This window comes from Bradyrhizobium quebecense (genome assembly GCF_013373795.3).
GTDB lineage: Bacteria > Pseudomonadota > Alphaproteobacteria > Rhizobiales > Xanthobacteraceae > Bradyrhizobium > Bradyrhizobium quebecense.
Genome location: NZ_CP088022.1, coordinates 5581398 through 5597893, shown reverse-complemented (window position 1 = coordinate 5597893; position 16496 = coordinate 5581398). Strand labels below are relative to the sequence as shown.

Below are 16496 nucleotides of genomic sequence, written 5' to 3'. Positions count from 1 at the left end.
GGAGACTGCAATGCTCAGGGTCTGGGGACGGCGCAGTTCGTTCAACGTGCAGAAGGTGATGTGGCTGACCGGCGAGCTCGATCTGGCGCATGAGCACATCGATGCCGGCGGCGCATTCGGCGGGCTCGATGCGCCCGCGTTCCTCGCGATGAACCCGCATGGCCGCGTGCCCGTCGTCAGGGATGACGACGCGACGGTCTGGGAATCCCACGCCATCCTGCGCTACCTCGCCGCGCGCCACGGCAACGGCCGCTTCTGGTCCGACGATCCCGTCGTCCGGGCGCGGGTCGATGGCTGGATGGACTGGTCGCAAACCGCGCTGCAACCGGATTTTCTCGGCGGCGTGTTCTGGGGATTTTTCCGCACACCCGAGAACCGGCGCGACTGGCCAGCGATTCACAAGGCGCTCGCCCGCTGCGAGCAGCATTTTGCCAAGCTCGAACGCCTGCTCGAAGCGACGCCGTTCCTGCTCGGCGAGACACTGTCGCTCGCTGACATCACCGCGGGAACCTCGCTCTATCGCTATTTCGAGCTCGAGATCGCGCGCCCGCCGCTGCCGGCGGTCGAGCGCTGGTATCAGAGGCTGCAGCAGCGCCCGCCGTTTCGTAAGCACGTCATGCTTCCGTTCGAGGAGCTCCGCGGCCGGCTCGACTATTAATCTTACTTCGCTGTCACCACGCCGGCGTCCTGGATCACCTTTGCCCATTTCTTGATGTCGGCGGCGATGAAGTCGCGGAAGTGCTCCGGCGTGTCGCCGACCAGTGTCAGGCCCTGCTCGGCGAGCTTGGCCTTCACGCTCGGATCAGCCATCGCCTCGGTGGCGATCTTGTTCAGCCTGGTGACGATCACCGGCGGCGTTCCGGCGGGGGCGACCATGCCGTACCAGTTCTCGATGATCAGGTCGGGCATGCCGGCCTCTGTCGTGGTCGGCACGTCGGGCGCGGTCGGGGCGCGCTCGCGGCCGCCGAGCGCGATTGGCCGCAGCGCGCCCGCCTTGATCTGCGGCAGGATCACCGGCAGGTCGAGGAAGGTCATCTGCACCTGCTGGCCCAACAGATCGTTTACCGCCGGCGCCGCGCCGCGATAGGGCACGTGCACGATGTCGATCTTTGCCGTCAGCTTGAACAATTCGCAGGCCAGATGCGGCAGGCTGCCGGGGCCGGAGGAGGCGAAGTTGAGCTTGCCCGGCTGTGCCTTGGCGAGCGCGACCAGCTCGCTCATGTTCCTTGCCGGCACGTCGGTGGCGACAACCAGCATCTCGGGCACGGTCGCGACCAGCGTGATTGGCGCGAGATCCGTCAGCGTGTCGTAGGCGACTTTCTCCATGCTCGGGCTGATCGCCAGCGCGCCGGCGCTCGCGATCGCAACCGTGTAGCCGTCGGGTGCGGCCTTCGCGACCGCATCGGTGCCGAGCACGCCGCCCTGGCCGGCGCGGTTGTCGACGATGATCGGTTGCTTCACCAGTTCCGAGATCTTCTGCCCGATCACCCGCGCGATGATGTCGTTGGGCCCGCCGGGCGGGAACGGCACGATCAGCCGAATCGGCTTGGTCGGGAACTGCTGGGGGCTGGCGGTGACGGGCGCGAGAAGCAGGAGAATGGCTGCCAGCAGCCTGCCGCATATCGTCATGTGCGCCGATCCCTGACTTTTCTCGTTGCCGTCAGGATGGGCGCAGATCAATCGCCCGGCAACTCAAGAAATCAGGCGGAGCAAGGATCAGGCGTTGAGCAGCTTCATCGCGGCTTCGTGCACGCGCGGGTCACCGGCTGCGATGATGCGGCCGCCGCCTTGCGCCGGCTTGCCGTCCCAGGTGGTGACGACGCCGCCGGCGCCGGTGACGATCGGGATCAGGCCGGCAATGTCGTAGGGTTTCAGCTCGGTCTCGACCACGAGGTCGAGATGGCCGGCCGCGAGCATGCAATAGGAGTAGCAGTCGCCGCCGTAGCGCGACAGGCGCGCCGCTTGCTCGACGCGGCCGAAGCGGGCGCGGTCATCCGGATTCATCAGCTTCGGGCTGGTGGTGAAGACGGTCGCTTCCTTCAACGAGGCGCAGCGCCGCACCGAGAGCCGCCGCTCGCCCGACGGGCCGGAGTAATGTGCCGAGCCGTTGTCGCCGGAGAAGCGCTCGCCGATATAGGGCTGGTGCATCATGCCGAATACCGGCGTACCTTTGTGCAGCAGCGCGATCAGCGTGCCCCAGATCGGAAAGCCGGCGATGAACGATTTCGTGCCGTCGATCGGATCGAGCACCCAGACATAGTCGGCGTCCTGGCGCTCATTGCCGAACTCCTCGCCGACGATGCCGTGCTGGGGGAAGTTCGCCTTGATCAGCCGCCGCATCACGGCTTCGGCGGCCCGGTCGGCCTCGGTGACCGGATCGAAATCGCTCGAGCTCTTGTTGTCGACCGAGAGCGAGGTGCGGAAGAAGGGCAGGATGGTTTCGCCGGATGCGGTCGCGAGGCGGCCGATGAAGGCGGTAAAGTCGATGACCGTCACGGCATGTCCCTGAAATGCGCAAACGACGCGATAGAACCGGATGTGCTCTTGCCTAGCTCAATCCCAAGCGGCGCGCACGATTAACGGAGTGTTATCCCAGCCTGATGACCCGGTTCCGGACTTTCGATTTGGCTTCGATTCGAAAGTCTCCCGGGCTTCGGGGCGGATCACGAAGTTGCGAGTTCTGGTATACAAGCTATGCGCTGGACGCTGTCCGATCGCGATTTCTCATGTAAGATATTGATGTTCAACATTTTAATTCGGCCCGCGGGTCGTGTTGCAGTTTCGCCAGACTTACCAACATTACAGAAGAAATGTTTCGAAAGTTCTTGCGTTTTGTGCAGCGCGGTCGCATATTGTTGCGGTGCGGTAGCGCCTCGCGCTATCGCTGCCCTCCTTGGGCGTTTCCTCCCTAGACTTGGGCCGCTTGTTCATTCAAGCGGCCCTTTTTTCTTTGGGCCGTCATTTCCGCGAGTGAACTGAGAATCCAATTCGGCGCTTATCGCGTCGCCAATTTGAATTCTTGGTTCATGACTTCATCCGGCACCACGGGTGGCCGACGAAGGATTTACTCCGCTGCCGCCTGGAACGGGCCGAGATCCCCGAACGGAATTTTCGCGAGCGCATCCGCGAGCGACGCAAAGTCGGCCGCCACCTGGACGAAGCGCGGTCCGCGCTCGCGTTGGCGCTCATCCATGTAGACCGCGCGGTTGAGCTCGATCTGCACGGTGTGCAGGCCGCTCGCCGGGTTGCCGTAATGCTCGGTGATGAAGCCGCCGGCATAGGGCTTGTTGCGACCGACCGAATAGCCGAGCGAGCTCATCATCTCCTCGACCAGGTCGGGCAGCAGCGGCGCGCAGCTCGTGCCGTAGCGGTCGCCGATCACGACGTCGGGCCGGCGCGGCTCATCGCGCGAGACCCCGACTGACGGCATCGAATGGCAATCGACCAAAATCACGGCACCGAACGCCTGGTGCGCCTTGTTGATCAGCCGGCGCAGTGCGCGGTGATAAGGCTTGTAGAGCACCTCGATCCGCCGCAGCGCCTCGTCGACGTCGAGCCGCTCGCGGTAGATCTCCTGGCCGTCGCCGACCACGCGCGGGATGGTGCCAAGGCCGCCGGCCACCCGCATCGAGCGCGTGTTGGCAAAGCTCGGCAGCCGCCCGGTGAACATGCGCGGGTCGAGCTCATAGGGCTCGCGGTTCACGTCGACATAGGAGCGCGGGAAGTTGACCCGGATGATCGGAAAGCCGCGATCGCTCAATCCGGCGATCAATTCGTCCATGAAGGAGTCTTCGGAGCGGCGCAGCGCCGCCACGTCGATTCGCGACGCCTCGAGGAACTCGGCCGGGTAGGCCGAGCCCGAATGCGGGGAATTGAAGATGATCGGCGCACGCCAGGCCTGCGGCTCAACGATCTCGAACGGGGGCGATAACTCGCCAGCAAATTCGGTCATTCCCTTGGCGCCGTCCCTTGCGTCCGCCTCGCCCCGCAAGAACTGATTCTGCCGGAAAGGCGGAGATTTATGGGCGGGCATTGTCGGTAATCGCGATCATTCTGCCAAGTGAAAAGAGTGTGGCGCGGGCTGGAACGCGTCTTGAAGGCGGCAAATGCCGTACAAGGTTGATTCGATGCGTGGTTCGGTCCACAACTGGCTGGCGCGCATTTGCCGCTGGCTTGACGCAAATTTCACCCGAAATTTACCGTCTGTCGGGCTTACTGTTCGGACTGCTCCTCAAGCCGGATTCGACGATCCCTGCCATGCCGAAAATTCTTCTCGCCGAAGACGACACCGATATGCGCCGCTTTCTGGTCAAGGCACTGGAAAATGCAGGTTTCAAGGTCTCGCCGCACGACAACGGCATGTCGGCCTATCAGCGGCTGCGTGAGGAGCCGTTCGAAATGCTGCTCACCGACATCGTGATGCCCGAGATGGACGGCATCGAGCTGGCGCGCCGTGCCTCGGAACTCGATCCCGACATCAAGATCATGTTCATCACCGGCTTTGCCGCGGTGGCCCTCAATTCCGATTCGGAGGCGCCGAAAAACGCCAAGGTGCTGTCCAAACCCGTGCACCTCCGGGAATTGGTTAGCGAAGTGAATAAGTTGCTGGCGGCCTGATTCGCCAAAAAACCTTCACTTTGTATCCTTGCCTGCCCCGCCGGTGTCCGTTATAGGGACCCGATCCAAACACGGCTTTGGGTGCGTAGCTCAGCGGGAGAGCACTACCTTGACATGGTAGGGGTCACAGGTTCGATCCCTGTCGCACCCACCATCCTTCGCTCGCGAAGCGAGAGAAGGATGCCGCGCCGAAGCCCAAAGGGCGAAGGCGGGCCTTTGGCCGCGAGCTACGGCTCGGCAAGCCGCGCCATGACGGCGGGCTTCCGATTCAACCCGTCAAACAGCTCGTTCGACGCCACGCCGGCCCCCACGTCGTCGTCCTGGCGAAAGCAGGACCACCGCATTCAGTGATGAACCGCATCGTGGCCCCGGCGTCGCGCAACAATTGAGATTTGGGGTAATGGGTCCTGGCTTTCGCCAGGACGACACCGAGTGTGTTGCGCGACCTGTGAGTCATAGATCCGCATTCTCGCGACATGATTTGCCCGAGCTTTGCATCTCGTCTCGCCCTCTCTCTTGAAGAGGGCCCAGGGAAAGCCGGCTGCCGATCGCACGCACAAGGCCGGTCAGTGCTGCAGGTTCCTGCCGCTCCAGGGTGAGGGCCGCGCCGGCGCAGCCGCGGCACCGACCAGCGGACGCCGATTCCAGTCCAGCACGGAGTCGCTGTGCAGCTGCTCGACGACCCAGAGGAAATAAACCGAGGCGGGAATGCCGATCAGGTCGAAGACGAGCATCGATCCGCTGCCGTGAGTCGTCGCGTCAATGAGATGGATCAGCGCGCAGGAGAAGAAGACGCCCGCCAATGCGGCCCCCGACAGCGACCACACACCGGTCGCCAGATAGCGGCGCACCTGATGGTCAGCCAGATACCAGCCGACCAGCCCGTAAGTCACGGTGACGAACACATTGGCGAAGAACGTGGCCGAGGCGACGTCGATCCAGGTGCTAGGCATCGTCGCGCGCGCGGCAAGATCGGCCGACGTGCAAAGGAACGGGATGTTCGCGCCGGGCTGGGCCATCGCCCAGGCCGCCAGCCAGCCCGCCGTGATCGCGAAGCCGCCGACCAGCAACATCGCGCGATGCGGCGAGAGGGCGATCAATCGCTCGCCCTGGCCACCCAATATCGTCTCGAACCGCAGGAACACAAATGTCAAACCTGCCGGCAGCCCGAGCAGGGTGACGGCGAGCATCGACCAGGACACGCTTTCGCCCTGCAGCACCTGGAAGCCGTGCACCAGATGATGCGGGCCGCAGCTCGCAGCCATCATCGAAAATCCGATGCCGAAGCGGGACCAGCCCCGGTATCGATGCAGGCTGACCGTTTCCCAGGCCGACAATATCCCAAGGCCCGCGTAGGCCAGTCCGATCGCCAGATTGCTGAGACCAATGACGAGATACATCATCGCGAGACCGTCGCCTTGGTGCCCATGGGAGCCCCGATGTGATCAAGGAATTCGTCGATGAAATAGTGATGGCCGCGCCGCACCGGTCCTTCCACCGGCTGCGCGGCGTGCAGCGCACGTCCCGAACTCGGATGCCAGAGTGCCCTGGTCAGCATCGGCGCAATCTGTTCGGCGGCAACCGGCCGCGAAAAGAAATAACCCTGGGCAACGTCGCAACCCATGCGGAGCAGCATTGCGGCCTGCTCACTTCGTTCGACGCCCTCGGCGATGGTGTGCTTGCCCATCGCGTAGGCCAGGCTCAGGATCGACGATACGATCGCCGTATCGCCGGGCTCGCTGCTGAGACCGTCGATGAAGCTGCGGTCGATCTTCAGGACTTCGGCCGGCATGTCGCGAAGGCGCGACAGCGACGAGTGCTCAGTGCCGAAATCGTCGATCGCGACGAACACGCCGAGCTGCCGGATCTGATCGAGCACCTGGACGACCTCCTCCGGGGCGCTCATCATGACGCTTTCGGTGATTTCGAGACACAGGGCGGTCGGATCGACATTGGTGCTGGCGAGAGTCTGGCGGAGCTCCTGGATGAAGGTCGGCTCCACGATCTCGCGCGGCGACACGTTCACGGTCATGGCGAGCGGGCAGCCCGGCATCAGCCTCGTCCACTCGGCGAGCTGGCGACAGGATTCCTGCAGCACCTGCCGTCCGATCTTGACGATGAGCCCGCATTCCTCGGCGACGGGGATGAAGTCGGCGGGCGAGATGATGCCACGCTCGGGATGCCGCCAGCGCACCAGCGCCTCGACGCCGACGACGCGTCCATCTTTCAGGCGGACTTGCGGCTGATACTCCACGAACAGCTGCGATTCCCGTAGCGCCGCCCGCAAATCGGATTCGATTTGAACACGCTTCTCGGCGCGGGCATGCAACTCGTCGTTGAACTCGGCCAATCGCGCGCGGCCACGGACCTTTGCCGCGTAGAGGGCGGTGTCCGCCTCGCGCAGCAATTGTTCGGCGCACTTCGTGCCGGGCTTGCAGTGCGCGAGCCCTACGCTTGCCGATACCACGACTTCCTTGCCGGAGAGCAGGATCGGCTCCGCCAGTGCTGCAAGGATCCGTTTGCCGAGTTCCGCTCCGGAGGAGTCCGAGGCGCGCGGATGAAGAACGACCATCTCGTCGCCGCCGAACCGGCTCGCAGTATCTTCCGGTCCGAGACAGCCAAGGATGCGCCGGGCCATTTCGGACAACACCTCGTCGCCGCTGCTATGGCCAAGTGAATCGTTGACGAGCTTGAAGTTGTCGAGATCGACGAACAGAACCGCGATCCGCGCGCCGTCATCGGCCTCGCGCGCCAGTTCAAGGTCCAGCCGCTCGAGCAGCAGGCTGCGCGTCGGAAGTCCGGTCAGCTGATCATGAGCGGCCGTGTGCATCAGGCGTGCAATGACGCCGCGCAGGCGCTCGACCTCCGGGTTAGTTCCAACCGATGGAACGGCCGGATCACGCTCAACGCCCGAATGCTGTTCCCTGATCGCGGCCCCGAGCCGTATTGAAATATTCGGCCGCAGTCCAACCATCTGCCGATCCCCAATCCACTATAATATCCGGCGACGGTAGGCAGTTTGGAGTTTGCAAAAGGTTGCGTGAAGGCTGCTCGCGACTTTTGCGCGATAACGATTTGCAAGATGGTTACAAATCTACGACAGGCGCGCGGCCCATTTGTTGCGACTTTCGTCTGGGCCAAATTGCCGCCGTGCCCACGCATGACTGTTCGGAACGGGCGCGGTTGCAGGGATAACCTGCCACCGGTATGGTTCCGACTATCGAGACGGGCAGCCAAGCCCGCGCGCAATGCGGCGGGCTTCTGCTCGATCGTTACCAATGGTGCCAGCGATGATGCCAGCGCGGATAGCCGCCGCCATAATAGGCGTAGGCCGGCCGCACCACGTGACGATAGCGGTAGCCGTAAGCGGCCGGCCTATACCCGCTATAATATGTCGTGGTGTATCCGCCCCAACGATACGGCGCGGCATCGTAGTCGTAATCGTAGCCGGCGTAACCGGGCCCATAGTAGGCGGCGGGTGCGTAGCCGTATCCGTAGCCCGGGTAGCCATAGCCGGCGTAGCCGTAGCCGGGGCCCCAGCCATAGGCTGACGACGCGATGCCGCCGACCACGGCGCCGGCGATCAATCCGCCTGCGAGCGCGGGACCGAATCCGCCGCGTGCTTCGGCGGGCGCCGGGGCCGCGATGGCGCTCGCCCCAAGCGCACCGGCCGTTGCAAGAACAAGGGCTGTGTTCCTCATAGAATCCTCCTCAATTGTCATTGCCCGGCCGGTAAACGGGGCAGGGTGGTATTGGTTGCAAGCGGTAGCGGCGAGAAACCCCGCTCTGCCGGGGGCCATGGAAGTCCGCTTGGACGGTGGACTCGTGCGGTCGGGCAAATCGGTGATCCGCATCTCGACGATCACCGCGCCCCGGGGCAATAAAGGGCGCGGAACACTGGTTGAACAGGGCTCCTGGCGCGATCACGGACGGTCGAAGGAGGCATCGCAGTGCTCGATCATATCCTGAAGTTCATGACGCTCGGGACCATCATCGTCGGCGTCACCGCGATCTACACGGCGCTACACACCAACAACCGGCGTCTGGGAGCCGATATCTTCCTCAGATATTCCGAGCGCATATCCGATTTGCGGCGTCGCCTGCCAACGGCGGCGTTCCATGACGAGGGCGCCGGCGGCGCCATTGAGATGACGCCGGACGAGCGCCGAATTGTGCATGAAGTCATCTTCTCGATCTTCGAGCTCAAGGTGCATGGCTTCGTTCCGCCGGGAATCTGGAAGATCAGGGAGCCCGACATCGAACGGGTGCTCTCGCTGCCGGTCTTCCAGCAGGAGTTGGCGGTCGTGCAAGGCAGGTTCGCGAAGCATCCGCGCTTTGCGGCATGGCTCGACCAGATCGGGCAAGCCAAGGCATAGCCGGGCGGCGCCCGATCGAGGAACGCAGGCTGCGCCGCTGGTGTTGCAGGTGCCGGCGATCAGGCTCGCCCTGCCGGCATGGCGGGCGTGTTCACCGACGAATATGATGAGCCATTGTTACTTTCGTCATCTCGACGTTCATATGAAAATGCCGCAGCGTACCACAACATGTGCGCCTCGTGCGGCGCGCGTGTTCCGTTCCCATCGATCGCATTCACGTCGCACGTGGTGGAATGCCGCATGATTAGGCAAGCGTATTCAGGCGTGGTCGACGCGAATCCCATGGGCGGGATTCGCGATGTGTCGTGTACCGTGCTTAAATTGCTGCGCTCTCGCGACGTTCATTTCGTCTCAGCGCGAAGATCGAGAAAATTTTCTGAAGTCCCTGCGATGATGCGTTGCCCGATCGCATCGCACGAACGCAATTTTGGATTTCTTCAAAGCGCGCGTTGCCGCCGCTCTGGTTCTCCCACACATTGTTCTTTAGATCAGTCAGGCCGAGTCGGTGACCGAACTTCCGGGCCGGAATCCGGCAACGACGCGACAATGATGAATGCCATGTGTGAGCACGACTGCCGCAGGACCCATCGGCCCTATCAGGAGCGGCCGGTGTAAGCGGGTGATGTCCGCATCCAAAAATGCTGCTTCCTTGTCCGCCAGAAATTCGCCTGCCCGCCAGAGGCCGGCGACGCAACCTTGGGAATGCGCCCCCGTTGAGACGACGTTCGTCGTTTGCGACAACGGGGCACGGAATGACATGCCAGAAGACGACAATGCGCCGGCGAGCGCCGCCAAGCTCCTCGAACAAGTTCCCCTGCCACGCGAGCCCCGTAACATCAGGGACATAGTCCCGGCGGTACCGCGGCTTTTCACGACACGGCCTTATCCGCCATCGGAGCAGTTCGAGGTCTGGAAAACGCGCATGGCCTCGCTGATCGACGTCGCGCTGCCGGACGACCACGACCCTGCACAGGGGTTCGAGGTGGAGTATCTGACCTGCAACATGGCCGATGTCGTCTTCACATCCGGACGCATTGCCGCTCAAACATTCGCGCGCGCCGCCGATCCGTCACAAGGCGCGCCGGTCGATATCTGGTGGCTGTTCCGGGTGCGCTCCGGCGAAGCCCACTTCGAAACCGCGGGCCGGCGGATTCAGGCCGGGCCCGGCGCGATGTTCCTGATCTCGCTCGACGACGATTTCCGTGGCAGCATCACGGACTATGATGGCCTGGTGCTGGCTCTGCCGCGCAGGTCATTCTTGGAGGTGGCCGATCAACTCAACGACGCCTGCAACATCCTGCTCTCAGGCAATCTGATCGAGCTGTTGACCGATTATCTCGACAGACTCGAAACGCGCGTCGTCCTTATGTCCCCTGAGGAACTGCGGCAGGCAGGGCGAGCGACCGCGCAGATGATCGCCGCATGCGTTCAGCTGTCCTCGGACCGGCTGCAGCAGGCGCGCGGTGCGATCGAATCGGTGCTGTTCGAGCGCGCTCGTCTTTATATAGAGACACATCTCGGCGACTTCGATCTGACGCCGGACCGCATTGCGCAGCAATTGCGGATCTCGCGCTCTGCCCTCTACCGTGCATTCGAGAGCGTCGGCGGCGTCGCCGGTTACATCCTGCGCAAGCGGTTGCGTGCGGCGCAGGCAGAACTCGTCGCGTCCAACGACAGGCAGGTGCAGGAGATAGCCTATCGTCATGGCTTCAAGCTGGCGTCGGATTTCACCCGCGCGTTTCGCCGCGAATTCGGCGTCAGTCCGCGCGAGATGCGTGAACGCGTGCGCCGCAGGTCAACTGCCGGTTGAAGATGTTCGGAATACCCCACGGTGCATCGAGCAAATCATTCAACTTGTGAGACGATCTGCGCGCTATTTGGACGGCCTGCTGAGTGACGTTGTCAAATATGTGTCTATCATTTTTGATATGACGACTCGGGGCACATTGATGGGGCAGTCGAGCGAGCGCTGGGTGGCAAGATGCGCTCGTTGAGTTCGACACATCGTTGGCCAGGACCGGAAGGCCGGCGCAGGTTGCGCGGTCCTCATATCTCCACATGTGGTCCCAAGGGACACGCATGTCGGCACAGTCCGCGGCATGGCACCCCCGACGTCTGGACCAGATGTCACAAAGGGGGCGCACCATGGTTGTCGCACGCAACTCAACCGAATCGCTGAAGCGTCAAGGCCGCACCGGCTTCGTCCGGAGCTGGGTCGCCTCGGGCGATGCGGGCAGCCGTTCGCTGCGGCGCCGGCTGATCGCGGTGCTGCGACAGGCGCATCGCAGGCTCGGCGTGAAGCGCGATCGGCTGGGGCTTGGTTCGCTCGGCGCTGGCGGAGCGGTCGGCGCGCTGCTCGTCGTCATGGGGATCATGATCCCGCAGGCGGCGTTCGCGCAGGTTGCGATCGGCAACGGTGTTTTGAGCAACCCCGCCAACTGCACCAATCCCACCGCTGCAACGGCAGGCAGCACGGCTATTGGTTGCGGCGCCCACGCTGCCGGGGCCACCGCAACCGCCATTGGCGCTAATACCAATGCGAATGGCCAGAACTCCCTGGCGATAGGCGATTCGAACAGCGCGACCGGCGATGGTTCGATCATCGTGGGCTATTCCAACTCTGTGAACGGCCTCAATGCGATCGGTATGGGTGTGTTTGCGAATGCGACCGGCACCAATGCTCTCGCCATAGGTGGGAACGCGCATTCCACCGGTGACGGATCCTCATCCTTCGGCGTCAACACCACTGCAAATGGAGTGGGTGCCTTGGCGCTGGGCTCGACGGCGAGCGCCTCTGGTGGTGCCTCGATCGCGATCGGATTATCCTCCGCTGCCTCATCGCTAAATGGTTCGGGTACGGCAATCGGGGTCAGCTCCAAAGCAAACGCCGGAGCCGGCGGCGGGTCTCCGATCGCCATCGGCACGAATGCCAATGCCAGCGGGACCGCGCCTGCCGGCTTCACGTTCGAGGCTGTTGCGCTTGGCACCGGTTCCACCGCAACGGGGGCTTGGTCAACCAGTGTCGGCCCAAGCGCTTCAGCGACGGGGACAGGAGCCAGCGCTTTCGGCACGTCGGCCACGGCGTCGGCAAACCAGGCGACCGCAGTCGGTAACGGGGCGACCGCTTCCGCGGTAGGGACCGCAGCCGTGGGATACCTCGCCAATGCCAGCGGCTCCAACGCCGCCGCCTTTGGCATCCAGTCGGCCGCGTCGGGCATCAGTTCGTTGGCCGCCGGCAACCTCGCCAAGGCGTCAGCGGATTTCGCTGTTGCCTTGGGCAATCAGGCACAGGCGCTGAGCACCGGCGGCTCGGTCGCGATCGGATCGGGCGCAATCGTCAACAATGCAGCGACGGGCGGCATCGCGCTCGGCAACAATGCGGCATCCGCCGGCATCAGTTCGATCGCGACCGGCGTTGGAGCCAGTGCCGCCGGCACAAGTTCGCTGGCGATCGGCACTTCCTCAAATGCGAGTGCCGCCGCCAGCACTGCGGTTGGCAACACAGCCGTTGCCAGCGGCATAAACGCCTCCTCGTTCGGGTCTGGAGCGAATGCGATAGGAAACAATTCTCTCGCGGCCGGCGTCAGTGCCAGCGCCGGCGGAATCGGCAGCACCGCGCTCGGCATCGGCGCTGTAACCACCGCCGGCGCGCAGGGTGCCGTGGCGCTCGGCTCCTCGGCGACCTCGTCCGGGATTAACTCCATCTATATCGGCTCGCGCAGTGTCGGGGCAGGCGCCAGTGCACAGAACGCCATCGCCGTCGGCACAGATGTGAGAGCATCCCAAGTCGACGCCACGGCGATCGGCCACGTCGCAATCGCTTCGGGAGTGAGCGCGACCGCCGTCGGCTCGAACGCATTGGCTACTGCCACGAACGACGTCGCCTTAGGCTTTAACGCCGTAACGAACGGCGCGCTGAACGGAGGGTCGGGGGGGCGCGACCGCGCTGGGAAATAGTTCCTTTGCGGGTGGCTCCAATGCCATCGCGGTGGGCACAAGCGCGCAAGCGGACGTCGCCGACGCGGTCGCCATCGGCACCAACGCGTACGCAACAGGCGGCAAGGCTGTCGCCATCGGCGCCGGCAACGTCGCTTACGGCGACGGCGCCGTGGCGATCGGCGATCCGAGCTACGCCAGCGGCACCGGCGCCTTCACCGGCGGTGCAAACAACATCGCCAACAGTGACGGCACCGCAAGCGCCACCGCCGCCAATCAGGCCGCCGGCGCCGTCGCGATCGGCAACAACAATAAGGCGATCGGTCAGGGGTCCGTGGCGCTGGGCAACGGCTCCACGGCGGGCGCAGCCGGTCTTGCGGGCAATGTCGCGCTGGGTGACGGCGCAACGGCGGCGGCAAAATCCGGCGATGTCGCGCTCGGGTCCGGCAGCGTCACCGCTGTGGCAGTCGGCACGCCAAACACGGTGATCAACGGCATCACTTACAGCTTCGCCGGCGCGACGCCGGGCTCGACCGTCAGCGTCGGCGCGGTCGGCGCCGAGCGCACCATCACCAATGTCGCGGCCGGGCGGCTCAACAACGGGTCGACGGATGCGGTCAACGGGTCGCAGCTGTTTGCGACCGACCAGGCGGTCGACGGCCTCGCCACCACCGTCAACAACATCAACACCGGCGGCGGCATCAAGTATTTCCATGCCAATTCGACATTGGCCGATTCGTCTCCGGTTGGGATAAATTCGGTCGCGATCGGGCCGGTGTCGACCGCGACCGGCAGCGGCTCGGTGTCGATCGGCAACGGCGCGAACGCCGCGAATGCCAACGACGTCGCGCTCGGCTCGGGCAGCCAGACCACCACGGCGGTCAACACGCCGAACACGGTGATCAACGGCACCACCTATAGCTTCGCCGGTACGACGGCGACCTCGACCGTCAGCGTCGGTGCGCTCGGCGCCGAGCGCACCATCACCAATGTCGCGGCGGGGCGGGTCAGCAACGGCTCGACGGATGCGATCAACGGTTCGCAGCTGTTTGCCGCCACTTCGGCGATCGACAGTCTCTCGACCGTCGTCAGCAACGGCCTGACACATTATTATAGCGTCAACGACGGCGGCACCCAGCTGGCGAACTACACCAACAACGGTGCGACCGGTGCGAATTCGATGGCCGCCGGCATCGCCGCGTCGGCAACGGCGGCGAATTCCACCGCGCTGGGCTTCAACACCCAGGCCACGGTCGCCGATGGCGTTGCGATCGGCTCGGGATCGATCTCCAACCGCGCGATCGCGCCGGCTTCCGGCACGATCGGCGGCACCATCATCCCCTACAACACCACCGATCTCGCGCTGCTCGGCGCGGTGTCGGTCGGCAATGCGACGAGCTATCGCCAGATCACCAATGTCGCCGACGGCACGCAGTCGAGCGACGCCGTCACCGTGCGGCAGCTGACCGGCGCACTGTCGTCGTTCGCGACCACGACGACGAAATACTTCCACGCCAATTCGACGCTCGCCGACTCGCTCGCGGTCGGCAACAACTCGGTCGCGGTGGGGCCGCAGACCGTGGTCAATGGCGACAACGGCATCGGCATGGGGTTTGGCGCAACCGTGCAGCAGACCGCGCCCGGCGGCATTGCGATCGGCCAGAATTCGGTGTCCAACTTCGCCGACTCGATCGCGTTCGGAACCAATGCGCAGGCCAGCGGCATCCAGTCGGTGTCGATCGGCGCCGGATCCCAGACCACCAACCCGACCAGCGTTGCGCTCGGCCCGAACGCCAAGGCGACGGCGCAGGCCGGCGACGTCGCGCTCGGCGCCAATTCGACCACCTCAACGGTGGTCAAGACCACCGGCACCACGATCGGCGGCACCACCTACGCCTTCGCCGGCACGGCGCCGACCTCGACCGTCAGCGTCGGCAGCGCCGGGGCGGAACGCACCGTCACCAACGTCGCCGCGGGCCAGATCAGCGCGACCTCGACGGACGCGATCAACGGCTCGCAGCTCTGGGCCACCAACACCTCGCTCGACGCTCTCTATACCACGGTCAACAACATCTCGACCGGCAGCGGCGGCATCAAGTATTTCCACGCCAACTCCACCGCGGCGGATTCGTCCGCCACCGGCGCGGAGAGCGTCGCGATCGGACCGCAATCGGTCGCAAGCGGCGCGAACGCAGTGTCGATGGGCAACGGCTCGGCCGCGTCGGGCGCCAACTCGGTCGCGATCGGCGCCGGCGCCAAGGCGACTTCGGCCAATTCGCTGGCGCTCGGCGCGAACTCGACCACCACGGCCAATCTGAGCGATGCGGCCTATACGCCCGTCGTCGGCAAGAGCGTCGCCGGGGTTGCGACCGGCGAAGTGTCGGTCGGCTCGTCCGGGGCCGAACGCCGCGTCACCAATGTTGCCGCCGGCTCGGCTGCGACCGATGCGGTCAATGTCAGCCAGCTCCAGGCGGTTTCCAGCGGCTCGATCCGCTACGACACCGATGCCTCAGGGAATACCACCAACAAGGTGACGCTGAACAGTGGCAGCACCGGGCCGGTCACCATCAGCAACGTGGCGGCGGGTGTCGCCGGCACCGATGCGGTCAACGTCAACCAGCTCAACAGCGCATTCCAGCAGCTCAATGGTCAGATCGGCGAGGTGCGGCAGGACGCATGGCGCGCCGCCGCGATCGGCATGGCCGCGGCATCGCTGCGCTATGACGACCGGCCCGGCAAGATCAGCGCATCGGCCGGCGGCGGCGTCTGGCGCAGCCAGGGCGCGCTCGCCTTCGGCATCGGTTATACCAGCGAGAACAGCCGGCTGCGCAGCAATTTGGCGGCGACCACCGCCGGCAGCGACTGGGGCGTCAGCGCCGGCGTGAGCCTGACGCTCAATTGACCCTGACGTCGACGAGGCGGCTGGCGTGTCTGGCTTTGGCGATCTGGCTGGCGGAGGCGGCAAGCGCGACCGCGCAGCCTGCGCCGCCACCCGCCTATGCCGTGAAGCCATCGGACGTCGTGGTGCCGGAAGGCGAGACGCTCGGCGAGTTCAGGCGGATGATCCAGCCGTTCAAGAACTGGACCTTGATCTGCGACGAGAGCCTGAAATCGAAGCGCCGCGTCTGCAACATCACGCAATCGATCGTCAACGCGCAGGGCGCGGTCGCCTTCAACTGGTCGCTGATTGCGACCGCCGACGGCAAGCCGCTGATGGCGATGCGGATTCCCGCGGCCGCCGGCGTCGGCGCGCAGATCGAGCTTGCAATGGGCGATAGTCCCGATCGGATCGTCGCGCAGACCGATCGCTGCGACGCCAGTTTCTGCTTTGCCACGATCGCGATCGGCAATGTGCTGAGGCGGCACATCCGCGCGGCGACGCCGTGCCTGGTGTCCTATCCGCTGCCGCAAGGCGGGCCGGTCGTGCTGGAGGCGCCGCTCGATGGACTGTCCGGCGTGCTGGCGAAATTGAAATGATCCAACAGCGTTTTCGAGCGAAGTGGATGCCGGTTCGCGTGAAGAATGCGTGTCAACACAAAAAATCCAGAGCGCCGTTCCGATTCAATC

The 16496-nt window shown here is 64.4% G+C and carries 11 protein-coding genes, 1 tRNA gene and 1 pseudogene; 7 read left to right on the top strand and 6 right to left on the bottom strand.

From position 1 onward, the window contains the following. Nucleotides 1-10: 10 nt before the first annotated feature. Nucleotides 11-658, top strand: a complete 648-nt coding sequence (locus HU230_RS27000; protein ID WP_176529114.1) for a glutathione S-transferase family protein — start codon at nt 11-13, stop codon at nt 656-658. A gap of 2 nt (nt 659-660) precedes the next feature. On the opposite strand, the gene HU230_RS26995 is transcribed toward HU230_RS27000, so the two are convergent. From HU230_RS26995 to HU230_RS26985, 3 genes are all read right to left on the bottom strand, one after another. Further along, nucleotides 661-1629 carry a Bug family tripartite tricarboxylate transporter substrate binding protein gene (locus HU230_RS26995; RefSeq protein ID WP_176529115.1) on the bottom strand — a complete coding sequence of 323 codons (969 nt, stop codon included), beginning with the start codon at nt 1627-1629 and terminating at the stop codon, nt 661-663. 87 nt (nt 1630-1716) lie between these two features. Then, on the bottom strand, nt 1717-2496 hold the full coding sequence (gene hisN, locus HU230_RS26990) for a histidinol-phosphatase (protein ID WP_176529116.1): 780 nt from the start codon (nt 2494-2496) through the stop codon (nt 1717-1719). Nucleotides 2497-3064: 568 nt separating this feature from the next. Further along, a complete protein-coding gene (locus tag HU230_RS26985; protein ID WP_176529117.1) occupies nt 3065-3952 on the bottom strand; it encodes an N-formylglutamate amidohydrolase in 888 nt (295 codons plus the stop codon). Nucleotides 3953-4257: 305 nt separating this feature from the next. Here HU230_RS26985 and cpdR point away from each other — a divergent pair, with 305 nt between their 5' ends. Together cpdR and HU230_RS26975 are read left to right on the top strand one after the other, a co-directional pair. Further along, the gene (gene cpdR / locus HU230_RS26980) at nt 4258-4617 is read left to right on the top strand and encodes a cell cycle two-component system response regulator CpdR (RefSeq protein ID WP_092123795.1); all 360 of its coding nucleotides are present in this window, start codon (nt 4258-4260) and stop codon (nt 4615-4617) included. A 79-nt stretch (nt 4618-4696) separates the two neighbouring features. Then, a tRNA-Val gene (locus HU230_RS26975) sits at nt 4697-4771 on the top strand. A 412-nt stretch (nt 4772-5183) separates the two neighbouring features. On the opposite strand, the gene HU230_RS26970 is transcribed toward HU230_RS26975, so the two are convergent. The 3 genes from HU230_RS26970 to HU230_RS43865 all read right to left on the bottom strand — a co-directional run bounded on the left by HU230_RS26970 (nt 5184) and on the right by HU230_RS43865 (nt 8318). Then, nucleotides 5184-6020, bottom strand: coding sequence for a hypothetical protein (locus HU230_RS26970; protein WP_176529118.1), 837 nt, complete (start codon nt 6018-6020; stop codon nt 5184-5186). Then, on the bottom strand, nt 6017-7591 hold the full coding sequence (locus HU230_RS26965; protein WP_176529119.1) for a putative bifunctional diguanylate cyclase/phosphodiesterase: 1575 nt from the start codon (nt 7589-7591) through the stop codon (nt 6017-6019). The genes HU230_RS26970 and HU230_RS26965 overlap by 4 nt, the downstream gene beginning before the upstream one ends. A gap of 298 nt (nt 7592-7889) precedes the next feature. Further along, complete coding sequence (locus HU230_RS43865; protein WP_176529120.1) at nt 7890-8318, bottom strand: hypothetical protein; 429 nt, start codon at nt 8316-8318, stop codon at nt 7890-7892. Between the two features lie 249 nt (nt 8319-8567). Between HU230_RS43865 and HU230_RS26955 the strand changes: the two genes are divergently transcribed. From HU230_RS26955 to HU230_RS26935, 4 genes and pseudogenes are all read left to right on the top strand, one after another. Further along, the gene (locus HU230_RS26955; protein ID WP_176529121.1) at nt 8568-8993 is read left to right on the top strand and encodes a hypothetical protein; all 426 of its coding nucleotides are present in this window, start codon (nt 8568-8570) and stop codon (nt 8991-8993) included. A 922-nt stretch (nt 8994-9915) separates the two neighbouring features. Further along, entirely contained in the window at nt 9916-10803 is an 888-nt protein-coding gene (locus HU230_RS26950; RefSeq protein WP_224943619.1) for a helix-turn-helix domain-containing protein, read from the top strand. A 335-nt stretch (nt 10804-11138) separates the two neighbouring features. Further along, a pseudogene (locus HU230_RS44385) lies at nt 11139-15831 on the top strand (beta strand repeat-containing protein). Beyond that, nucleotides 15828-16406: an invasion associated locus B family protein gene (locus HU230_RS26935; protein ID WP_176529124.1), complete on the top strand. Its 579-nt coding sequence runs from the start codon at nt 15828-15830 to the stop codon at nt 16404-16406. Before HU230_RS44385 ends, HU230_RS26935 begins: the two are co-directional and overlap by 4 nt. The last annotated feature ends 90 nt before the right edge of the window (nt 16407-16496 follow it).